The sequence below is a fragment of the Pseudarthrobacter sp. GA104 genome (assembly GCF_009741265.1).
Taxonomy (GTDB): domain Bacteria; phylum Actinomycetota; class Actinomycetes; order Actinomycetales; family Micrococcaceae; genus Arthrobacter.
Window position 1 is genome coordinate 1,777,571 of sequence record NZ_WOWL01000001.1, and the last position, 21,533, is coordinate 1,799,103.

Genomic DNA, 21,533 nt, shown 5'->3' on the forward strand with positions numbered 1-21,533 from the left:
GTCCAGCCGCCCTACAAATGCATCTTTACATCTGTCTTGGAAGCGATCATAGGGAAATAAGGCAGACTTAGACAACCCCTTGCCAGTGAGCCGTATGATTTATTTATGAAAATCCCAAAGGCGGAGTCCCCTACCGACCTGCATGCGGCGCTGGTCGAAAGCCTGGGGCTCGGCATCGCCGATGGGCGCTGGGCCCCGCACTCCGTACTGCGGCTGGATGAGCTGGAGGGGCAGCACAATGTATCCCGGTCCGTGGTCCGTGAGGCCGCCCGGGTGCTGTCATCAAAAGGCATGCTGGAATCCCGGCGGCGCTTTGGGACAGTTGTGCAGCCTGAAGAGTGCTGGAATCTCTACGATCCCCAAGTGATCCGCTGGCGCCTGGCTTCCGCCCGCCGGCTGGAGCAGCTGCAGTCCCTCAATGAACTTCGCGGAGCCATCGAGCCGCAGGCCGCGCGCCTCGCCGCCGAACGGGCCTCCTGGGACGCCGGCAGCGAGCTCGTTTCCCTTGCGGCCAAGCTGTGGGCCGCCGGCCAACGCGGAGACCAGGAGGAATTCCTCCGGCTGGACGTGGAGTTCCATGCCGCAATACTCAAAGCTTCCGGTAATGCAATGTTCTCCCAGCTGCAGAACCTTGTGGCGGAGGTCCTCACCGGCCGGACGGAACATGGCCTGATGCCCCATCTGCCGCACCACGAAGCCCTGCAGCTGCATGTGGATGTTGCCAGCGCCATCCAGCGCGGCGAGGCGGGCGCAGCGCACGCAGCGATGAGCAGGATTGTGGAGCAGTCCACCGAAGAAATGGGCCAGATCTGGTCAAGCAGCCAGGGCGGGGCGGGCAACGCTCCGCTGGCCCCTCCGGCGGACATCGCCCACACCTAGGATCCACTTAGGCCACCGTGCTTCAGGCGCCTTTCGCCGAGCCCAGCACCTTCGCGAGGAATTCCAGGGCGGTCAATGCTTCGGGCGTGCCCGCGGCGAGGTTCAAGATGCCCGTGAATCAGCCGATGTAACCTCCGGACCCGGCGGCGGCGAGATGTTGGTGATGACACCGTTCTCCTACTGATCGGCGCGGACATCCAGCAGCCGCTTGCGGGAGAATCCGACGACGTCGACTAGGTACGCGGCGGTGGGGACAAACAGCTGCCAGTCCAGCCGGCCTTTCCCGCTGCGGGCAACCGGTGGGGCCTCGCAGGCGCTGTCCCGGAAGCTCCACTGCGCGACCTCGTGGAGCTTGTCCAGCCGCTCATCCGGAGGAACTGCAGCAAGAGACGGCACGACCTACTTGCATGCTGGCGTGTTGGCGGGCGGTTGGCCTCCGTGGCACAGCCGTCCCCGCTTCAGTACTGGCCCTTGACCACGAAGTAGGACCCCCTGATGGTGCCGGCAAGCTTCGACTTCTGGCGCGCGAACTTGAAGCTGGACGCCAGCTCCTCGGGAACTTCCATGCCGTCGGAGAGCTTGAAACCAACCGCCCGCTTCCCGCCCTCCTCGATGCTGTACATGACGTTGATGGACAGGCCGGATTCGTAGAACACGTACGCCATCCGCAGCCCGTCCACCTCGAAGGAAGAAACCTCAAGCGGGCGCGATGAAATGACGAGGTTGCGCTCGGCGGCGAGGATGTTGTTCACGTATTCCAGCGTCTCCGGTGCCTCCTCCGCGGGCGTGACCGTGAAGTCGTGGCCGTACTTGTTCTTGTAGTAGCGGGCCTCGTTGGCACGCAGCCCGGCCAGCGCCTCCGCGACGGGTGAGGACTCCAGCCCCACGGTGGACACGTTCTTGAAATCAACGGTGTACGGCAATGATCCTCCTGGGAATTCTCCTTCGCACATCCTCGCAGACAGGGAGGACAATTGTTGGTGCAGTGCCAACAATCAGCCTTGCCTGCACCGGGAGGACGGGATGGGCAATTTCATCGCATACCTGGACACCTCGGAGGTCCGCCCCGGCAAACTTGGGCAGCTCAAGGAAGCCATGGCGGAACTGGCGGCCTTCGTTGAGCAGAACGAGCCCCGGATCCTCTCCTACAGCGTCTACTTCTCCGACGACGGATCCACCATGAAGGTCCTCCATCTGCACTCGGATTTAGCCTCGCTGGAGTTGCACCTGAAGGTGGCCGGCGCCAGGTTCCCGCCGGTTGCGCCGCTGATCACCATGAAATCCATCGAGATATTCGGCCGCCCCACCGAGGAGCTGCTGGCCCGGCTTCGGGCGAAAGCACAGCTCCTCGGCACCGGTTCCGTCACGGTCCACGATCTCCACGCCGGCTTCGCGCGCTTCCACACCGGCCAACCTTTCCAGCCGTAAAGACGCGCCCCGGGCCCGGGAAGACCTAGACGAGGTTCTCCACCAGCGAGACATCCCGCACCGCACCCTTGTCCGCGGACAGAGCCATGGCGGCGTAGGCGCGCAGGGCCGGGGAGACCAGGCGGTCCCGGTTCTTGGCCTTGTAACCGCCGTTGGCTTCCAGTTTCTCGCGACGCTCGGCAAGGACCTCGTCGGAGACCTCCAGCTGCATTGAGCGCTGAGAGATGTTGATGCTGATGATGTCGCCGTTCTCCACCAGGGCGATAGTGCCGCCGGAGGCGGCCTCCGGCGAGATGTGTCCGATCGACAGGCCGGAGGTGCCGCCGGAGAAGCGGCCGTCCGTAATCAGGGCGCACTTCTTGCCCAGGCCGCGGCCCTTGAGGAACGACGTCGGGTAGAGCATTTCCTGCATGCCCGGACCGCCGCGGGGGCCTTCGTAGCGGATGACCACCACGTCGCCTTCCTTGACGGTCTTGTTCAGGATCTTTTCCACGGCCTCGTCCTGGGACTCGCACACCACGGCCGGGCCGGAGAAGGTCCAGATGGACTCGTCCACGCCGGCGGTCTTCACCACGGCGCCGTCGACGGCCACGTTGCCGCGGAGCACGGCCAGGCCGCCGTCCTTGGAGTAGGCGTGTTCCACGGAGCGGATGCAGCCTTCCGCGGCGTCGGTGTCCAGGGAGGTCCACTGGTTCGACTGGGAGAACGCGGTGGAGGAGCGGACGCCGCCGGGGGCCGCGTGCCACAGGGCCTCCGCTTCTTCGGTGGCTTTGCCGCCGCGGATATCCCAGTCGTCCAGCCAGCCGTCCAGGTCGGCGGAGTGCACGGAGTGGACGTCCTTGTGCAGCAGGCCGCCGCGGTTCAGCTCGCCCAGCAGCGCGGGGATGCCGCCGGCGCGGTGCACATCCTCCATGTAGTAGGTCTTGTCCTTGGCCACGTTCGGGGCCACCTTCGCCAGGCAGGGCACCTGGCGGGACTTGGCATCCATCTCGGCCAGGCCGTAGTCCACGCCCGCCTCCTGGGCCGCGGCGAGCAGGTGCAGGATGGTGTTGGTGGAGCCGCCCATGGAAATGTCCAGCGCCATGGCGTTGTCGAATGCCTTGGCGGTGGCGATGGAGCGCGGCAGCACGGAGTCGTCGTCGCCGTCGTAATAGCGCTTCACCAGCTCGACGACGGTGCTTCCGGCCTTCTCATACAGCGCCTTGCGCGCGGTGTGGGTGGCCAGCACGGAGCCGTTGCCCGGCAGGGACAGGCCGATGGCCTCGGTAAGGCAGTTCATGGAGTTGGCGGTGAACATGCCGGAGCAGGAACCGCAGGTGGGGCAGGCATTCTCTTCGATGAGGTTGATGTCTTCATCGGAGATGGACTCGTCCACGGCGTCGGCGATCGCGTTCACCAGGTCCAGGGAGCGCACGGAGCCGTCGGTCAGGGTCACGCGGCCGGCCTCCATGGGTCCGCCGGAAATGAAGACCACGGGGATGTTCAGGCGCAGCGCCGCCATGAGCATGCCCGGGGTGATCTTGTCGCAGTTGGAGATGCAGACCAGGGCGTCGGCGCAGTGGGCGTTGACCATGTACTCCACGGAGTCGGCGATCAGGTCGCGGGACGGCAGCGAATAGAGCATGCCTGAGTGGCCCATGGCGATGCCGTCGTCCACGGCAATGGTGTTGAACTCGCGCGGCACGGCGCCGGCGGCGAGGATCGCGTCGGAGACGATCCGGCCCACGGGGGCGAGGTGGGTGTGGCCGGGGACGAACTCGGTGAAGGAGTTGGCGACGGCGATGATCGGCTTGCCGATGTCCGTGTTGGCGACGCCGGAGGCGCGCAGCAGTGCGCGGGCTCCGGCCATGTTGCGGCCGTGGGTGACAGTGCGTGAACGAAGAGGAGGCATACTACCGATCCTGCCGTCCCGGGCGCGCGGGCGGAAGACAGTGCTGATACTAGTAGCAGGAGTACCAGAGTACTAGTGTTGGATGTCGTGAAAGAGGCAGGCGAAAAGCGCAAGGAACTCGGTCTTTTCCTGCGTGCACGCCGCGACCAGGCGCTGCGGTCGGAGTACGGCCTGCCGCCCGTGGCCCGCCGGCGGGAACGCGGACTGCGGCGGGAGGAGGTGGCCTTCCTTTCCGGCGTGAGCGTCACCTGGTATACGTGGCTCGAGCAGGGCCGGGAGATCAGGCCCTCGCGGGAAGTCCTGGAAGCCGTGGCCCGGACCCTGCACCTCTCGGAGACCGGCCGCTCCTACGTCCTGTCCCTCGCAGGCTATTCCGCGCCGGTGTCCGCAGGCCCGGCAGCTGCAGACGCTCCAGCCCACATCAAGCGGCTCCTCGATGCCTTGGGCCCCAACCCGGCCTTCGCGCTTGCCCCGGACTGGAGCGTCACGGGCTGGAACCGGGCCTATGCCGCGCTCTACCCCAACATCGCCAACGTGGCCGCCCCGGAACGGAACCTGCTGTGGCTGGTTTTCACCGACCCGTATGTCCGTGAACTGCTCCCCGACTGGGACGTCACCAGCAGGCGGTTCCTGGCAGAGTTCCGGGCGGAAGCCGGGCAGCGGCTGGGCGATCCGGACGTGGCCTACCAGGTGGAGCGGCTCAAGGAGACGAGTCCGGAATTCAAGGAAAGCTGGGACCGGTACGACATCCTGGGCTTCGAATCCCGCGAACGGCTGTTCCACCACCCGTCGGTGGGCGTCCTCCGGCTGGAGCACCACCAGGTCTCGCCGTCGGACCGGCCGGACCTCCATCTTGTGGTCTACACGCCGGCACCGGACAGCGATGCTGCGCAGCAGATCCAGCGGCTCCTGGCCGTGGGCAGCTAGTACGACGTCGGACTCCACTCCCCCAGGTACCGTCGCCTCAAGATGGAACGCGCCGTCGTCGTGCTTCCATTCCACACGGATGGTTCCGGGACTCCCACCGCATTACCGGGCTTGGAAAAAGAGTCACCACCCCGCCCATCCAGCGGCGCCTCGGCTCCGAACCTTCACCGGGGAAAGATGTACTTCCAGGAAAGGACGGAGCGGTGGACGCAGCGGACCAGCAGGCCTTGACCGGCGCAGTGATACGGGAGCACGGCCTGGACATGGGTCAGTTGTGGCTGGAACACCTGGCCCTCGGCGGCGACGCCTCCGAGGAGGAAATCCGGGACTACAGCGCGGGGCTGGCAATCCTTCCTCCAAAGGACCGGGACGCTTTGGCCCAGGCCGTCAACGAACATTGTGCTGCAGCAGGGCTGCTGTCCCGCGCGCCGTTCAGTGGCTCCCTGCTGGCCCGGGCACGCAGCGACTCACAGGAACCCTACTCGTCGAAGTAGGTGGAGATGCCGGAACTGCCGGGGATTGATGCAACCACGGTTGCGGCAACGTCCTTGAGCTTCATGTTCCGTGTGTTGGATGCCTGCAGCAGCACGCTGAACGCCTGGTGCTGGCTGCAATGGCTTTGGGCCATGATGGCACCTGTGGCCAGGTCGATCACAGTCCGTGATTTCATGGCCGCGCTCATGCTGTCCCTGGTGTCCTGCAACCTGCCGATCCGCAGGGCCAGCCGCAGGCTTTTTGAAACCTGTCCGGAGAAGGCCCGGGCCGTGGCAATGTCTTCGCTGCTGAACGCCTGAAGCCGCCGGCAGTACAGGCTGAGCGCGCCACGGATGTCTTCGCCCAGCACGAGCGGCACACTCACAGCGGAGAACAATCCCTGCCGGGAGAGGGCACTCGCATACGCGGGCCACCGCTTTTCCTGGCTCACATCGGAGACCAGAACGGTGTCCGTGGTGCGCATAGCGGTGATGCCCGGGCCATAGCCGTACTTGTCCTGGAGCTGGTCGAGGGTGCGGATGCAGGGATCGCTGCCGGCTATTGCGGTGGCCTTCTTGTGCCTTTCGACGGCAACGCCGCAGAAAACTTCCCGGTCCGGGCTGCTGAGCCGTGCCGCGGCATAGCCGGCCAGGTCCCGAAGGAACTCGTCAACATCCGCACTGTCCAGCACCAGGTCCTGAAGATGCAGCGCGACGTCTGCGAAAACCTCGTCATTCGCGGCTTCGGCGTGAGCCAATGCTTCCCCCTCCCGAACAGCACAAAGGCCATGTAGTCCATTAAAGAACGCCTTGGCCGCTCACTGCCGAACGGTACATGCCAGCCTACCTGCGGGAAAGTCATAATGTGTCCACCATGACGACCGCATGCCCGCGCACCCGGGAATGCCCGGGGCAGCACGGCGGAACGGCGTAAGCCTAGGCGGCGGCCAGGGCGTTGAGCGTGTCCCGGATCCCGTTCAGCGCCGGGTCCCGCAGGGACATAAAGGCAGGTTTCAGGAGCGGCTGGACGATTTTTGCCGGCCCCTTGATGCTGAACTCCGCGGTGTATTTCACTACCGACCCCTGGGCGGCGGGACTCACGTCGATGGAGTCGAAGGCCGTGACGGATTTGTTCTCGCCACGGAGCTTGATGTGGTTTTCAGTCAGCTCGATGACCTCGTACTCCAGTGACTGGCGCTTGCCACGGAACTCGGACTCGGCGTGGTACCGGTGCCCCACCGCGACCGGGCCGGGCGTCAGCTTTTCCATCACCGGAGTGCTGGGGTCCCACTCGCTGGTGTTCTCGAACGCGCTCAGGAAGGCAAAGGCCTTGTCTGCGGACAGTTTGGTTTCCACACTTCCGGTGACTGTGATCATCACCCCAGTGTAGGAACCGGCACCCGGGAAGCCCAGCCCCCGGACGCCAGGGCGGGGATGTCCCGGATGCGGATGCGGACCTGCAGGATGCAGATGCCCGGGCACGGGCACGGGCACGGGCACGGGCACAGCAGAAGCGCCCCGGACGGAACCCGCCGGGGCGCTTCTGCTGTGAATCACGGCTGTGAGGTCAGCTGACCTGCAGGCCGCCGTTGATGTCGTAGGTCGCGGCGGTGATGTAGCCGGCGTCCTTCCCGAGCAGGAAGGAAATCAGGGCGGCCACTTCCTCGCGGGTACCCACCCTCCCCATCATGATGCCCTCCGACATCTGGGCCTTGCGTTCCTCGGTGAGGGTGCCGCCCATGATGTCGGTGTCGATGGGACCGGGTGCGATCGCGTTGACGGTAACGCCGAACTCACCCACTTCACGGGCAAGGGCCCTGGTGAAGCCGATGATTCCAGCCTTGGAGGCGCTGTAGGCCACCTTGGAGTAGGTGCCGCCGCCGCGCTGGGCGGAAATCGAGGAGATGCTCACGATGCGTCCGAGCTTGCGCTCAATCATTCCCTTGAGGACGCGCTGGGACACGATGAAGGTTCCGCGCATGTTGATGGCGAACACCTTGTCCCACTCCTCCACGGTGGTCTCCATGAAGGTTGTGGGCGAGCTGATGCCGGCAAGGTTGGCGAGGGCAACGATGGGCGGCAGCGAGTCTTCGATTTCGCTGATGGCCCGGTCCACGGAGGCGGCGTCGGAAACATCCGCGCCGACTCCGATTGCCTTCACTGCACGGTTGGAACCGATTTCCGCAGCCGCGGCTTTGGCGTCTTCGGCGTTGATGTCGAGGATCGCGATGGACCAGCCCTCGCTGGCCATCAGGTCCGCCGTGGCGCGGCCGATGCCGCGGGCAGAGGCAGCCCCGGTCAGTACGACGGTTCGGTCGGCGGGAAATGGTGTGGTTGTCACAGGTGTATCTTTCGTCAGGGTTCGGGGTCAGGAGACTTTGGCTGCGTTGACTTCTGCCGCAGCGGCAACTGCCGGGTCCAGGGCGGCGTCGCCCTCAGGCCGCTTCCGGGCGTAGAAGTACGTGGCCACTGCCGTGACGCACAGGCAGAAGGACAGGAAGAGCAGTCCGCTCTGGTTGTTGCCGGTGGCGTCCTTGAGCAGGCCCACGGCGTACGGGGCCACAAAGCCGCCGAGGTTGCCGAGGGAGTTCACCAGCGCCAGCCCGGATGCGGCAGCAGCTCCGGTGAGCGCGGCGGACGGCATGGACAGGAACGGTGCAATGGCGCCGTAGATGCCCATCGCCGCAGCGGTCAGGGCGATGAGGGCAAGGATGGGGTTGACCGGCAGCAGGTAGCCCGCGGCCAGCAGGCCCATGCCGGCCAGCACCATGCTGACGGAGGAGTGCCAGGCGCGCTTGCCCGTGCGGTCCGCCCGCCTGCTCCAGAAGTACACAAAGACTGCGGCAATGGAGTACGGAATGAGGACAATGAAGCCCACCTCGGCGGTGGAGAACTTGCCAAGGGCGGCCACAATGGTGGGCATCCAGAGGCCCAGGCCGTAGATGCCGCAGACCAGGCCGAAGTACAGGGCCGAGTAGGTCAGGGTGCGCTTGTCCTTGAGGCCGGCCAGGAAGTTGTGGCTGCCGCCCTTGGATTTGGCGGCAAGTTCGGCGTCCATGGTGGTGGCGAGCCATTCGCGTTCTTCAGTGCTGAGCCACTTGGCGTCACGGGGACGGTCGGTCATCAGCATCGGGGTCAGCAGGCCGAGCAGGATGGCGGGGATGCCCTCGATGATGTAGAGCCACTGCCAGCCGTGCAGTCTCATGATGCCGTCCATCTGCAGCAGCAGGCCGGAAACCGGGGCGCCGAGGGCGTTGGAAATGGGCTGGGCGAGGATGAAGATGCCCAGGACCGTGACGCGCTGGGCGGCGGGGAACCACAGGGTCAGGTAGAAGAGGATCGCGGGGAAGAAGCCGGCTTCGGCCGCACCCAGCAGGAACCGGATGATGTAATAGGTGCTTTCCCCGTTGACCAGCGCCATGGCGCTGGCAAAGATGCCCCACGTGATAAGGATTCTGGCCAGCCACTTGCGGGCGCCGAAGCGGTACATCCCGGCGTTGCTGGGAACCTCCAGCAGGGCGTAGCCCAGGAAGAAGATGCCGGCACCAAGGCCGTAGGCGGCGGCGGTGAGGCCGATGTCCTCGCTCATGGTGAGTTTGGCGAAGCCCACGTTATTGCGGTCAAGGTAGGCAATGAAGTAAAGCAGGACAATCAGCGGCATGACGCGGCGGCGAACCTTGCGGAGCGTGCGCTCGCCGAGTTCGCCCAGTCCTGCGGACGGCATGGAGAGTGAAGTCATCGTCGACCTTCTATCTGGCGGAAGCGGCGCATTGGGGGCGGCGCGTCCGAGGGAAATGGGGATATTCCGTCTGCTGCCTATTTGGGTCTGATGTCTGACATCTGACGAAGCAACATGAGAAAGATCATAGAAGGGTGATCCGGATTACGTCAAGCCGCCCGAAAATGGGCGCCGTCCACCGGCGATGGTGTGTCGCTGGAACCGGGGCGCCTGGAAACTAGCCGTGCGATTCAGGGTGCTGGACGTAGCGCTCGTAGTCGCGGTACGTCTGCTCCATATGGTCATCCATGACCCGGCGGGAAAGTTCGGCATCACCGCTGAGGATGCTGTCCATGACCTTCTGGTGGTATTCGATCGCATGGAGCTGGATCTCGGGCACGGCCGAGGTCTCGCGCCGGGTCATGTAGAGCAACTGTCCCAACTGCGCGAAGAGGGCCCGCACGAAGGGGTTCCCCGAGGCCCTGAGCACAGCATCGTGGAACGCGATATCAGCGTCGACGAAGCGGTCCAGGTCCCCGGCCTCGTGGAAGCGCCTCATATCCGCGATGCACTGCTCCATTTGCCGGGCATGCTCGGGAGTATGGCGCTTGGCGGCCAGGGACGCCGCGCCCGTTTCCACCATGCGCCGCATTTCGATCAGTCCCACGGACACCTGGTCCGCGCCGTTTCCATGCGAGGCGGCCTTGAAGATCGCGTCCAGGCCGGTCCAGTTGTCCGACGGGTTCACGAAGGTTCCGCGCCCCGCCTTGACGTAGAGGATGTTCTGCGCCCTCAGCGCTTTGAGCGCCTCGCGGACCGTGAGCCGGCTGACGTCGTACGCCTTTGCTATGTCCGCTTCGGGCGGGATGGCATCGTGTGGTTTTAGCTTGCCTGCCAGTATGTCGTCAAGCAGGCCGTCGACAAGATCGTCGACGAGTGTCCTGCGGCCCATCCTGGCTCCTGCCCTTGGCGTTGCCCGCTGGTGCGGGCCCTCTAAACTTTACTGTCGAATGCCGCCCTGATCAGCATCGTGGCCTGCTTCCTGCAGCGGGACCGCGCTCAGCAGGCCTCGAAGTCCGTGAGGACCTTGACCTTTCCCGCGGACGCGGAGGCCGGATCGAAGGTGTAACCGATCCACTCTTTGGCTAGCCGGCGGGCGAGTTCGATGCCGACCACGCGCTGGCCCATGGTGAGGACCTGGCAGTCGTTGGACAGGATGGAGCGTTCCACGGAAAAGGAATCGTGGGCGGCGGTGGCCCTGATTCCTTCCACCTTGTTCGCCGCGATGGCCACGCCGATTCCGGTGCCGCAGAAGAGGATGGCCCGGTCCGCGGCGCCGTCCCTGATCATTTCGCCGGCCGCGATTCCCACATATGGGTACGGCCTGGTGAAGTCATCCGGAGCATCGGACCGGTTGACGCCAATGTCGATCACTTCCCTGACCCTGGGATCCTGCCGGAGGTCCTCAAGGACCTTGTCCTTGTAATCGACTCCCGCCTCGTCCGCGCCTACAACAAGTCTCAGTCCCATGGTTCGTCCTTCAGTGTTCATTGCCGTGCTCCCACGGATTCGCGGGATACGGCGGCGGTGAGGTGCGGGCCCATGACGGTGAAGATCATGGCCAGCGAGGTCGCCCCGGGATCCGGTGTGCCCAGGCTCTTTTCCGCCAAAGGGCGGGCGCGGCCCTTGAGCGGCAGCAGGCCGGCTGTCGCCTCGGCGGCTGCCGTCGCGTCGCGGGCCGCGTCCTCCCACGCCCGGCCCGGCTCCACGCCTTCTGCCACCAGCCCGGCAAAGGAAGAGGCGAATGGCAGCAACGCGTCCACCATGGTCTTGTCGCCTGTCTCCGCCTTCCCCAGCTGCACGATCCGGTCCGCGAATGCCCTGACCGCCGCTGCCAGCTGCGCGGGTTCCGGCGCCGAACTGTTTCCAAGGGATTCACCAAGAGCCCGCAATCCCGCTCCCCACAGGACGCCGGACGTTCCGCCCGCCTTGTCGGCCCAGGCATCACCGGCGGCTGCCAGCACATCGCCCGCTCCGGCGCCCTGGGCGAGGGCAGCGGATGCAGCCGCGGCAGCGGCGTCGATCCCGCGCACCATGCCGCGCCCGTGGTCACCGTCTCCGGCGATGGCGTCCATCCTGCCGAGCCGCTCCTCGGCGTCGTGCAGGAGGGACTGCGTGGCTTCCAGCGCGGCAAAGCCCGCGGCGGCGTACTGCCGGGAGGCGTCGGTGGCAACGAACGCGGCAGAGGCCACGTCGTCGTCGGACGCTCCTCCGGCCGCCACGGTGCCGGCCTCCCGGACCGCGTTGCCGCGGCGGTAGGCGGGTGTTTCCGCCGGGGCAAGCCACAGCGGTTCCAGTTCCTCGTCCAGCCAGGTGACGGTGAGCGACACCCCGGCCATGTCGAGGCTGGTGACGAGTTCCCCGACCTCAGGCATCACCAGGCTGTACCCGGCGGCACGGAGCAGCGGCGCCACGGTGCCCCAGAGAACGAAGAGCTCCTCGTGCTTGGTGGAGCCGAGCCCGTTGAGGATGACCGCTATCCGTTCGCCGGCGTCGGGCGGAGTTTCAGCGAGCAGGCGTGCCACCAGTTCCCGGCCCAGCTCCTTTGCGGGCGGCAGCGCGGTGTCGAACAGTCCGGGCTCCCCGTGAATGCCCAGGCCCAGTCCCATCTGTCCGTCGGGCAGGGAGAACAGCGGCGATTCCGCGCCGGGGAAGGTGCAGCCGGAGAACGCGCTGCCGATGGTGCGGGTCCGGTCATTGGCCTTCCGGCCCAGGCGGACCACTTCGGCGAGGTCCGCGCCGGCCTCGGCTGCGGCCCCCATCACCTTGAAGACGGTGAAGTCACCGGCGATGCCGCGGCGCTTGGCGGATTCCGACGGCGGTGCGCTGGCGATGTCGTCAGTCACCAGGACGTTCTCCACGGCAATGCCCTCTGCAGCCAGGCGCTCGCTGGCCATGCCGAAGTTCATGACGTCGCCGGCGTAGTTCCCGTAGGTATAAACGACGCCGGCGCCGGACTCTGCGGCCTTGGCCACCAAGTAGGCCTGCTGCGCGGAGGGCGAGGTGAAGATGTTTCCCACCACCGCGCCGTCGGCGATGCCGGCGCCGATCAGCCCGGCAAAGGCCGGGTAGTGCCCGGAGCCGCCGCCCGCCAGGACGGCAACCTTGGGCCGCGGGGGGCGGAGGCGCCGCACGGCGCCGCCTGGAACCTGGCGCACCAGGTCCGCGTGGACGTCGCAGAACCCCGCCAGGGCCTCCTCGGCAAATTCCGAGGGATCGTTGAAGATTTTTGTCATGATGTGCTCTCTGCCGTGGGTTCCGGGGCGGGCTTAGGGACTGTTGAGGGGAGGCGGCTGCCTAGTGGATGTGGCTGCCGCCGTTGATGTCGATGGTGGTTCCGGTGAGGTAGGCCGAGTCCTCGGAGGAAAGGAACGTGATCACCGCGGCTACTTCCTCGGTGGTGGCGTTCCGGCCCAGCGGGATGCCGGCGTTGATGGCGGCCTCCTGCTCCTCGGTGCTGCCCACGCGGATGTTGGTGTCCACGGCGCCGGGGGTGATGGCGTTGACGGTCACGCCGGTGGCGCCCAGTTCGCGGGCCAGGGCCTTGGTGAAGCCCAGGATGGCGGCCTTGGCGGCGGAGTAGGGAACCTTGCCGAACACGCCGCCGCCGCGCTGGGCGGAGACCGAGGACATGTTCACGATGCGTCCCCAGCCGTTGTCGATCATGTCCGGCAGGAATGCCTTGGTGACCAGGTACGTGCCGGTGGCGTTGACATCCATGACCTTGTGCCAGAGCTCAAGGGTGGTTTCCAGGAACGGGACCGGCGAGGTGATGCCGGCGATGTTGGCCAGTGCGCCTACCGGCGGCAGGTTGCCGGAGGCGACCTCGGCGGCGACGGCGGCCTGGGCTGCGGTGACGGACGCTTCGTTGGCGACGTCGATCTCGTGGCCGAAGGCGGGGACGTTGAATTCATTGCCGATTTCAGCGGCGACCTTGGCGGACTTCTCGCCGTCGAGGTCCAGGATCACCACCGCCCAGCCCTGGCGTGCGTAGCGGCGGGCGGTGGTGATGCCGATGCCCCGGTCCGAGGTTGCCCCGGTGAGGACGGCGGTGCGCTGGATGGTGGTCATGATGCTCCCTTGAATCGTTTGGATTGTTGAAGTGGGTGTCGATGGTCAGATGAGGTCGGTGATGAAGCTCGCGGCTTTGGCTGCCGCTGCGGGGCGTTCGTCATGGGTGACGTCCCTGGTTTCGAGCTCCAGCGAGAAGTGCCCCCGGTAGCCGTCCGCCGCAAGCCGGCGCAGCCCTGCGGCAAAGTCGGCGTTGCCGTTGCCGATGCTGAGGTTGATGTTTCCCGGCACGGCATCCCGGAGATGGACGTGGGAAATACTGCCCTTCCGGGATTCGAGGTACTCCAGCGGGTCTTCGCCGGCGGCGACGATATGGCTGAAGTCCATGACAATCCCGACGCCGGTGCCCGCCAGCCGCTGGGCCAGCAGTTCCGCGCGTTCGAGGTTCCAGCAGAACCGCAGGAAATGCAGGGACTCTGTCCAGAGTTCGACGCCGGACTCCGCCGCGCGCTGCCCCGCGTGGGTGAGCTGGGCGGCAATAAGGTCCAGGTCCTCGCCAAGGCTCCGAACAGGTTCGTGGCTGATGGCACCGCACGGGAGGACGAGCGCCTTCGCGCCGGTATTCCGCGTGAGGGTCAGGAGCGCCTCAAGGTGCCGTTCGCGGGCTGCCTGCTGTCCGGCGTCGAGTACGGCATTGAGGTCGCCGATATCGCCGTTGACGGAACGGACGCGCAGCCCGGACGCAGCAACCTCGGCCGTTACCGCGTCAACGGCCGCTGCATCCAGGTTGTACGGGACGTGATCGCACACGCCGGGGAGGGCGCCGAGATCGATCTCTTCGAAGCCCAGGCCGCTGATGGTCCGCAGGGCGGCCGGCAGGTCCTGGTGCCTGAAGCTGATGGACGAGCAGCCGAGTCGGGAGTTGAACATCGTCGTTGATCCTCTGGATGAGCGGGTGGTGATGTGAATCACTGTAGGCCTATTCATTGTCAACAGTCAACTTCCAACATTGACTGTTGACAGTCAGCATGAGGCACGTCACACTGGGGATATCATTTGTTAACAGTCGACAGCGGCCGAATCCCCTTGGACCGCTTTTCGAAAGGGAAACACCATGAGCAACGAAGCTCTAAAAATGCGTGGACACGTTCACGGCACCAAGGATGCAAAGCGCGTCGCCATCGGCTCCGGAGTGGGCGCCGTCATTGAAACCTACGACTTCATCGGCTTCGGCACCGCTGCGGCCCTCTACTTCGGAACAGCCTTCTTCCCCACGGGCGATCCCGTAACAGGGACGCTCGCAGCATTCGCCACCCTCGGCGTCGGCTTCGCCGCCCGCCCCATCGGCGGCATCATCGGCGGCCACCTGGGTGACAAGGTGGGCCGCAAGCCCGTCCTGGTTGCCTCCCTGATCCTGATGGGTGTGGCCACGTTCCTGATCGGCCTGCTGCCCACCTACGAACAGGTTGGCCTGCTGGCTCCCGCGCTGCTGGTGTTTGTCCGCATCGTGCAGGGCCTCGCCTTCGGTGCGGAATGGGGCGGCGCCATCCTCATGAGCTACGAGCATGCGCCCTGGAAGTCCAAGGGCAAGTACACGGGCATTGTGCAGGCCGGCTTCCCCGTGGGCCTCCTCCTGGCCAACCTCGTCTTCCTGGTCAGTGTGAACCTCGGCGGTGAACTGGCCTGGCGTGTTCCGTTCCTCGCAAGCATCGTGCTGGTCGCCGTCGGCTTGATCATCCGCTCCAAGGTGCCGGAGTCCCCCGTCTTCGACGAGGTCAAGGAAAGCGGCTCCATTGTTAAGTCGCCCATCACCGAGGTTATCCGGACCGACTGGCGAAGCATTGTCCGCGGCATCGGCCTGCGCATCGCCGAGACTGCAGGCTACGCGGTGTCCGTCACGTACATGATCTCCTACCTGCACACCCAGCAGCTCGCCAACAAGACCGAAACCCTCGTGGCCCTCTGCATCGCCTCGTTCATCGGCATTTTCGCCACCATGGCCTGGGCCCGCCTCACGGACCGCGTCGGCCGCCGGCCCCTGTACATCTGGTCCACAGCGTTCGCTGCCCTGTTCGGCATCCCCATGTTCCTGATGGTGAACACCGGGCTGTTCATCTTCGTCATTGCCACGATCGTTATCTCCTACGCCGTCTGCCAGAACTCGCTTGCCGGCGCCCAGGGCCCGTGGTTCCCGGAACTGTTCCAGGCCAAGACCCGCTCCTCCGGAGCGTCCCTGGCGTACCAGATCTCAGCCATGGTCTCCGGCTTCACGCCCTTCGTCACCACCCTGCTGTTCGTAGCCCTCGGCTGGATGGGCCCGGCGCTCCTCTTCAGCTTCTACGCAGCGATCGGCCTCTGGGCCGCCCTCGTCACCCGGGAGACCTGGGGCAAGCGCGAACGCCAGCTGGCTGATGAGGCCACCAAAAGCACCCCGCATTCGGTAACTGTCTGATGACCATCACCCACGAATCGAACACGGAGACAGCAATGTCCACAGGAATCGTCCAGGACCGGTTGGCGCAGGTCAGCGCCGCGGCCTACCGCATCCGGCACCACGCCCTGAACATGGGCGAGGTCCAGGGCCAGGGCTATGTCGGCCAGGCCCTGGGGGCCGCTGACATGCTGGCCGCGGTCTATGGAGACCAGCTCCGCTTCCGGGCGGAGGATCCGCACTGGGAGGCCAGGGACAGGTTCCTGCTTTCCACCGGGCACTACGCAATTGGCCACTACGCCGCCCTCGCCGAGGCCGGCATCGTCCCGGTCGAAGAGCTGGAAACCTACGGTTCGGACGATTCCCGGCTGCCGATGTCCGGGATGTCCACCTACACGCCCGGCATGGAAATCTCGGGCGGCTCCCTGGGCCACGGCCTCACCATTGCCGTGGGCATGGCCCTGGGCCTGCGCTACCAGGGCTCCAGCGCCCGCGTCTTCAACTTCCTCTCCGACGGCGAACTGGACGAAGGCTCCACCTGGGAGGCTGCCATGGGTGCGCACCACCACCAGCTGGGCAACCTCACCGCGATGGTGGACATCAACGCCCTGCAGGCGGACGGCAAGACGGACACAGTGCTCCGCACCGAGCCGGTGACCGAGAAATGGGAGTCCTTCGGCTGGTACACCCAGCGGGTGGACGGGAACGACGTCGGCGCGCTGCTGGCAGCGTTCGACAATGCAGCCGCCCAGGCCGCCGCCGTCGGACGCCCCTCGGTGATCCTGTGCGACACGAAGGTGGGCCGCGGAGTGCCGCTGCTGGAGGAGCGCGAGAAGGCCCACTTCATGCGCATCGACGAACACGAATGGCAGATCTGCCGCGAGCAGCTCACTGCCGGCTACGAAGGAAAGGCTTCAGCATGAGCGCCACCACCGAGGCCCCCGACACCGCAACAGCGGCGAAACCGAAGCCGAAACTGAAGACCTCGGCGATGATCGCCTCCTTCGCCGACCCCGGCCAGAAGACCGCGTCCGCACCGTTCGGGCACGCCCTGGTCAAGGCCGCGCAGGAGAACGACAAGATCGTCGGCCTCACCGCGGACCTGGGCAAGTACACGGACATGCACATCTTCGCCAAGGCCTTCCCCGAACGGTTCTTCCAGATGGGCATGGCCGAGCAGCTGCTCTTCGGCGCCGCCGCCGGCCTGGCCGAAACCGGGCTCGTCCCGTTCGCGTCCACGTACTCGGTGTTCGCCGCCCGCCGCGCCTACGACTTCCTCTGCCTGGACGCGGCCGAGCCGAACCTGAACGTCAACATCGTGGGCGGCCTGCCCGGCCTGACCACCGGGTACGGCCCCAGCCACCAGGCCACGGAGGACATGGCGATCTTCCGCGGCATGCCCAACCTGACCATCGTGGACCCGTGCGACTCGATCGACATCGAACAGGCAGTCCCGCAGCTCGCCGCTTCCGACGGCCCCACGTACCTGCGCCTGCTGCGCGGCAACGTGCCCACCGTGCTGGACGAGTACGGCTACACGTTCGAACTCGGCAAGGCCAAGGTCCTGCGCGGCGGCAACGACGTCGTGTTCATCTCCTCCGGGCTGATGACCATGCGGGCCCTGCAGGCAGCCAAGGCCCTGGCGGCACACAACGTGGACGTCGCCGTCGTGCACACCCCCACCATCAAGCCGTTCGACGCCGAAACCGTCCTCAAGGAGATCAACACCGACCGGCTCGCCGTCACCCTGGAAAACCACTCCGTGGTGGGCGGACTGTTCGAAACCGTCGCCTCCGCCGTCGTCACCGCGGGCCTGGGCAAGCGGGTGGTGCCCGTGGCGCTCCCCGACCAGTTCCTGGACGCCGGCGCCCTGCCCACCCTGCACGAGCGCTACGGGCTGGCCACAGACCGCATCGTGGCAAAGGTCCTCGCCGAACTCGGCTAGCATCCGTGCCGCAACGCAGAAAGCACGGCACCGGTCCCGGCCGGTGCCGTGCTTTCTGCCGTACTATCGAAACTACTACCGACTGTAAACAGTCGACTTACAACATTGAGGACAGAGGCCATGGCCGGACTGACCGCCCCGCTGCTGGGACTGCAAAAGAAAAGCCTGCGCGAACAGGCGCTCTCGGCTCTGCGCACCGCGATCACCAGCGGTGAACTTGAACCGGGCCGCCACCTGGTGGAAACCGAACTCTCCGAGATGCTGCAGATCAGCCGGGGAACCCTGCGCGAAGCCCTGCGCCAGCTTGAACAGGAAGGCCTGGTCTCCGCCGGGCCGCGCGGCAGGCTCTCCGTCCGGCACCTGGACGAAAAAGAGATCCGCGACATCTACACCGTTCGCGCCGCCCTCGAGTCACTGGCCGCCCGAGAGCTCTGTGAACTGCCGGACCGCCAAAACGTCATCTCATCCCTCCGCTCGGCCATCGATGCGATGAAGGCAGCCGAGAAGGAAGGCCTGCAGCAGCGCGTCGAATCCGACCTGGAATTCCACCGCACGCTGTGCCGGCTCACGGGCAACGAGACACTCCTGCACACCTGGGAAGCGCTGGAAGGGTCCATCAGGATGTCCATCATGTTCGCCGGGCTCGAAAAAGGCGTCAAGAACATGAGCGTGGACCGGCACCACGATATTGTGGCGGCCATCGAAACCGGCGACGCCTCGCTGGCCCGGAAAACCATCCGGGAACATATGGACACTGCCGCGGCCAACCTTGTGGCCTAGCCATTTCTTGGTAGTTTCGTAGTTCGCCCCGAATAGTCTCGGCACCCCCGGGTACTGGGACTATGGGAAGGGTGTCAGGCAGCGCGCCTTGGGACCGCGGAATCAACGTTAGAAAGAGGACTGTATGCGGGAACCGATGGCCAGCGACGGTGTTTATGAAGCGGAGACCGTTGCGGGTGATGACCAGGAAGCTACTCCGGTAACTGTTGAACCCTCGGTGGAACCGGACGTCAATTTCGACGAGCAGTTCTATCCTGCCCGGCCCAAGGCGCTGCGCCCCACTGCCCGCCGCCGCCAGTACTTCGCCACCAGGCCGTCCTTCGAATTCGATGGACGCAATGCGGCCTACGTCGAATGGCTGCGGAACCAGGCAATGCTGGGCGACGCCAATACGCTGGCCCGGCAACTCTCGGGACAGGCCAGCATGTGGCAGAACTCCTACGCCCATCCGAATCCCCGGGCCGCCGTTGAACGTGCGCCGGTATGGTTCACCGCATATCCACTGTCCTTCATCACCAGGTCCAGCCAGTCCTTCCTCTCGGCCCTCGGTGATCCGGCCATGTGGGAAGCCTTCAGCCAGATAGGCATCCGCGCCATCCACACGGGCCCGGTCAAACTGGCGGGCGGCATCAGCGGCTGGTCCCAGACACCCAGCGTGGACGGCCACTTCGACAGGATCAGCATGGCGATCGACCCTGTGTTCGGCACGGAGGATGAATTCCGCCGGATGTGCGAGGTCGCTGCCGACCACGGCGGCACCATCATTGACGACATCGTCCCGGGGCACACGGGCAAGGGAGCGGACTTCCGCCTCGCCGAAATGAATTTCCGGGACTACCCGGGGATCTACCACATGGTGGACATCCCGGAGGAGGACTGGCACCTGCTGCCGGAGGTCCCCGAAGGGCAGGACTCGGTAAACCTGAGCCCGGACGCCGAACAGGCCTTGCAGAAGGCCGGGTACATCATTGGCCGGCTGCAGCGGGTCATCTTCTATGAGCCCGGCGTCAAGGAAACGAACTGGAGCGCAACCCGGCCGATCGTTGACACCACCGGTAAAACGCGCCGCTGGGTCTACCTGCACTACTTCAAGGCAGGACAGCCGTCCATCAACTGGCTGGACCCCACGTTCGCGGGGATGCGCCTGGTGGTGGGCGATGCGCTGCATTCCCTGGTCGACCTGGGCACCGGTGCCCTCAGGCTGGACGCCAACGGATTCCTCGGCGTGGAAAAGAGTGCCGAGGAGCAGCCGGGCTGGTCCGAGGGGCATCCGCTGTCCGAGGCGGCCAACCAGCTCATTGGCTCCATGATCCGGAAGGTGGGCGGGTTCTCCTTCCAGGAGCTTAACCTGACCATCGACGACATCAAGGCGACCTCCGAAGCAGGCCCTGACCTTTCCTACGACTTCATCACCAGGCCGGCCTACCACTACGCGCTTGTCACTGCGGACACCGAACTCCTGCGGCTGACCCTGCGCCTCTCAATGGAGATCGGCGTGGACCAGGCTTCACTGGTGCATGCGCTGCAAAACCATGATGAGCTGACCTACGAGCTGATGCACTTCGCTGCCGGGCACCGGGACGAGATGTTCGAGCTCAACGGGCAGGAGCTCACCGGGGCGCAGCTCGCGGAGCAGGTGCAGCAGACCATGCGCGAGCGGCTGACCGGCGAGAACGCCCCCTACAACGCGGTGTTCACCACCAACGGCATCGCCTGCACAACAGTTAGCTTCATCATGGCCGCGCTGGGAATCCGGGACCCTGACGCGATCACTTCCGAAGAGGAAGCGCGGGTCCTGGACGTGCACATCCTCCTCTCGATGTTCAACGCCCTCCAGCCGGGCGTTTTCGCCCTTTCCGGCTGGGACCTGGCCGGCATCACCGCGCTGGACCGGAAGAGCGTCGAGGAACTCACCGCCCAGGGCGACACCCGCTGGATCAACCGCGGGGCCCACGACATCATGGGCACCAGCCCGGACGCGGAAGTGTCCTCCTCGGGCATGCCCCGGGCGCGCAGCCTTTACGGCCCCCTTCCCGAGCAGCTGAAGAACCCGGACTCCTACGCCAGCAGGCTCCAGCGGATCCTCGCTGTGCGCGAAGAAAACGGCATAGCCACAGGGGCCCTGCTCGATGTTCCGGACGTTTCCAACCGCGGCCTGCTGGTGATGGTCATCCGGCTGGAAAGCGGCGCCCTGGGGGTCACCGTGCTGAACTTCTCGGACCAGGATATTGCCGGCAGCATCCAGTCCAGCCACCTGGTGCCGGGGGCCGCTGTCCACGACCTCTTCAGCGGCGACGCTGTTGGCCAGGTGGATGACCTGTGCAGTTTCTTCCTCGAACTGCCCGCCTTCCAGGGAACCGTCCTGCAGCTGACAGAGCAGGAGGCAGCCCCTGAGCAGGCTGAAGGTGCACAGCCCGGAAAGGACCTGCCGTAGCAGACTGATCGTCGCCGTTCGGGAATCGTCTTGAGTTCCGCGCCGTTAACTGAATGTGCGGAAAGTTCCGCTCATTCGAACGAGGGATTGAATGACCGCGAAGTTTGTATCAGTGGAAGACGACGCCGGGAAGGTCACCCGGTACGTCCGGCATGCCAACGGCGGCGGGCTTGTTGGGCCCGGCGCCGTTGTGGCCGAGAGCGCCCGGATTGGCGCCATGACGTACGTGGAGGGCGGCGCCCGGGTCGGGCCGGGGTGCCGGATCGGACACGGCAGCTGGATTGACCGCGACGCGACAGTGGGCGAGCGGACGGTGATCGGCGACGGTGTGCGCATTGGCCGCGGCGCCGTCGTGGGTAACCGGGTGCACATCGGGAGCCATTCCCGGATCGGCTCCGGCGTGACGATTGAGCACGGCGCCCGTCTGGAAGCGGACGCAACGGTGCCCGACGGCGGACAGGTCCTGTCCGGGCCCCATGGAAAACGACACCGCCCAGTTCCCGGGAAGAGCCGGACGCACGCCAAGGGCAGGGGCCGGGTGGCCGCCTGAGCCGCC

The 21,533-nt window shown here is 65.7% G+C and carries 22 protein-coding genes; 10 read left to right on the plus strand and 12 right to left on the minus strand.

Features of this window, described 5'->3' with window-relative positions:
• Positions 1-105: 105 nt before the first annotated feature.
• Positions 106-879, plus strand: coding sequence for a FadR/GntR family transcriptional regulator (locus tag GK109_RS08040; protein ID WP_157239603.1), 774 nt, complete (start codon positions 106-108; stop codon positions 877-879).
• 177 nt (positions 880-1,056) lie between these two features.
• Here the strand turns inward: GK109_RS08040 and GK109_RS08045 are convergent, their stop codons facing one another.
• Both GK109_RS08045 and GK109_RS08050 read right to left on the minus strand, forming a co-directional pair.
• Complete coding sequence (locus GK109_RS08045; RefSeq protein WP_157239605.1) at positions 1,057-1,275, minus strand: hypothetical protein; 219 nt, start codon at positions 1,273-1,275, stop codon at positions 1,057-1,059.
• Positions 1,276-1,337: 62 nt separating this feature from the next.
• A complete protein-coding gene (locus tag GK109_RS08050) occupies positions 1,338-1,802 on the minus strand; it encodes a phage tail protein (RefSeq protein ID WP_157239607.1) in 465 nt (154 codons plus the stop codon).
• 100 nt (positions 1,803-1,902) lie between these two features.
• Between GK109_RS08050 and GK109_RS08055 the strand changes: the two genes are divergently transcribed.
• Complete coding sequence (locus GK109_RS08055) at positions 1,903-2,307, plus strand: hypothetical protein (protein WP_157239609.1); 405 nt, start codon at positions 1,903-1,905, stop codon at positions 2,305-2,307.
• A 25-nt stretch (positions 2,308-2,332) separates the two neighbouring features.
• On the opposite strand, the gene ilvD is transcribed toward GK109_RS08055, so the two are convergent.
• A complete protein-coding gene (gene ilvD / locus GK109_RS08060) occupies positions 2,333-4,198 on the minus strand; it encodes a dihydroxy-acid dehydratase (protein ID WP_157239611.1) in 1,866 nt (621 codons plus the stop codon).
• Between the two features lie 75 nt (positions 4,199-4,273).
• On the opposite strand from ilvD, the gene GK109_RS08065 reads away from it, so the two are divergent.
• Positions 4,274-5,125 (plus strand): helix-turn-helix transcriptional regulator, encoded by an 852-nt coding sequence (locus GK109_RS08065; RefSeq protein WP_370460467.1) that lies wholly within the window; start codon positions 4,274-4,276, stop codon positions 5,123-5,125.
• 203 nt (positions 5,126-5,328) lie between these two features.
• Positions 5,329-5,619: a hypothetical protein gene (locus tag GK109_RS08070; RefSeq protein ID WP_321215125.1), complete on the plus strand. Its 291-nt coding sequence runs from the start codon at positions 5,329-5,331 to the stop codon at positions 5,617-5,619.
• On the opposite strand, the gene GK109_RS08075 is transcribed toward GK109_RS08070, so the two are convergent.
• From GK109_RS08075 to GK109_RS08115, 9 genes are all read right to left on the minus strand, one after another.
• Positions 5,604-6,356, minus strand: a complete 753-nt coding sequence (locus tag GK109_RS08075) for a GAF and ANTAR domain-containing protein (RefSeq protein WP_157239614.1) — start codon at positions 6,354-6,356, stop codon at positions 5,604-5,606. The two genes, GK109_RS08070 and GK109_RS08075, sit on opposite strands and share 16 nt — an antisense overlap.
• 178 nt (positions 6,357-6,534) lie before the next feature.
• Positions 6,535-6,975: an SRPBCC family protein gene (locus GK109_RS08080; RefSeq protein ID WP_157239616.1), complete on the minus strand. Its 441-nt coding sequence runs from the start codon at positions 6,973-6,975 to the stop codon at positions 6,535-6,537.
• A gap of 190 nt (positions 6,976-7,165) precedes the next feature.
• Positions 7,166-7,939 carry an SDR family NAD(P)-dependent oxidoreductase gene (locus GK109_RS08085; RefSeq protein ID WP_321215122.1) on the minus strand — a complete coding sequence of 258 codons (774 nt, stop codon included), beginning with the start codon at positions 7,937-7,939 and terminating at the stop codon, positions 7,166-7,168.
• A gap of 27 nt (positions 7,940-7,966) precedes the next feature.
• Positions 7,967-9,337 carry an MFS transporter gene (locus GK109_RS08090; RefSeq protein WP_157239620.1) on the minus strand — a complete coding sequence of 457 codons (1,371 nt, stop codon included), beginning with the start codon at positions 9,335-9,337 and terminating at the stop codon, positions 7,967-7,969.
• Positions 9,338-9,554: 217 nt separating this feature from the next.
• Positions 9,555-10,268: a FadR/GntR family transcriptional regulator gene (locus GK109_RS08095; RefSeq protein ID WP_157239622.1), complete on the minus strand. Its 714-nt coding sequence runs from the start codon at positions 10,266-10,268 to the stop codon at positions 9,555-9,557.
• 107 nt (positions 10,269-10,375) lie between these two features.
• Complete coding sequence (locus GK109_RS08100; RefSeq protein ID WP_305071775.1) at positions 10,376-10,867, minus strand: RpiB/LacA/LacB family sugar-phosphate isomerase; 492 nt, start codon at positions 10,865-10,867, stop codon at positions 10,376-10,378.
• Positions 10,864-12,612 (minus strand): dihydroxyacetone kinase family protein, encoded by a 1,749-nt coding sequence (locus tag GK109_RS08105; protein WP_157239625.1) that lies wholly within the window; start codon positions 12,610-12,612, stop codon positions 10,864-10,866. Before GK109_RS08105 ends, GK109_RS08100 begins: the two co-directional genes overlap by 4 nt.
• A gap of 61 nt (positions 12,613-12,673) precedes the next feature.
• Positions 12,674-13,447 (minus strand): SDR family NAD(P)-dependent oxidoreductase, encoded by a 774-nt coding sequence (locus GK109_RS08110; RefSeq protein WP_157239627.1) that lies wholly within the window; start codon positions 13,445-13,447, stop codon positions 12,674-12,676.
• 45 nt (positions 13,448-13,492) lie between these two features.
• The gene (locus tag GK109_RS08115) at positions 13,493-14,317 is read right to left on the minus strand and encodes a sugar phosphate isomerase/epimerase (RefSeq protein WP_157239628.1); all 825 of its coding nucleotides are present in this window, start codon (positions 14,315-14,317) and stop codon (positions 13,493-13,495) included.
• Positions 14,318-14,501: 184 nt separating this feature from the next.
• Here GK109_RS08115 and GK109_RS08120 point away from each other — a divergent pair, with 184 nt between their 5' ends.
• The 6 genes from GK109_RS08120 to GK109_RS08145 all read left to right on the plus strand — a co-directional run bounded on the left by GK109_RS08120 (position 14,502) and on the right by GK109_RS08145 (position 21,527).
• Complete coding sequence (locus GK109_RS08120) at positions 14,502-15,839, plus strand: MFS transporter (protein ID WP_157239630.1); 1,338 nt, start codon at positions 14,502-14,504, stop codon at positions 15,837-15,839.
• A 35-nt stretch (positions 15,840-15,874) separates the two neighbouring features.
• A complete protein-coding gene (locus GK109_RS08125) occupies positions 15,875-16,741 on the plus strand; it encodes a transketolase (protein WP_370460468.1) in 867 nt (288 codons plus the stop codon).
• Positions 16,738-17,763, plus strand: a complete 1,026-nt coding sequence (locus GK109_RS08130) for a transketolase family protein (RefSeq protein ID WP_157239634.1) — start codon at positions 16,738-16,740, stop codon at positions 17,761-17,763. The genes GK109_RS08125 and GK109_RS08130 overlap by 4 nt, the downstream gene beginning before the upstream one ends.
• A 120-nt stretch (positions 17,764-17,883) precedes the next feature.
• Positions 17,884-18,543 (plus strand): GntR family transcriptional regulator, encoded by a 660-nt coding sequence (locus tag GK109_RS08135; RefSeq protein ID WP_157239636.1) that lies wholly within the window; start codon positions 17,884-17,886, stop codon positions 18,541-18,543.
• Positions 18,544-18,667: 124 nt separating this feature from the next.
• Positions 18,668-20,977, plus strand: a complete 2,310-nt coding sequence (treS, locus tag GK109_RS08140) for a maltose alpha-D-glucosyltransferase (RefSeq protein ID WP_157239638.1) — start codon at positions 18,668-18,670, stop codon at positions 20,975-20,977.
• Between the two features lie 91 nt (positions 20,978-21,068).
• Positions 21,069-21,527 (plus strand): DapH/DapD/GlmU-related protein, encoded by a 459-nt coding sequence (locus tag GK109_RS08145; protein WP_157239640.1) that lies wholly within the window; start codon positions 21,069-21,071, stop codon positions 21,525-21,527.
• Positions 21,528-21,533 lie beyond the last annotated feature (6 nt).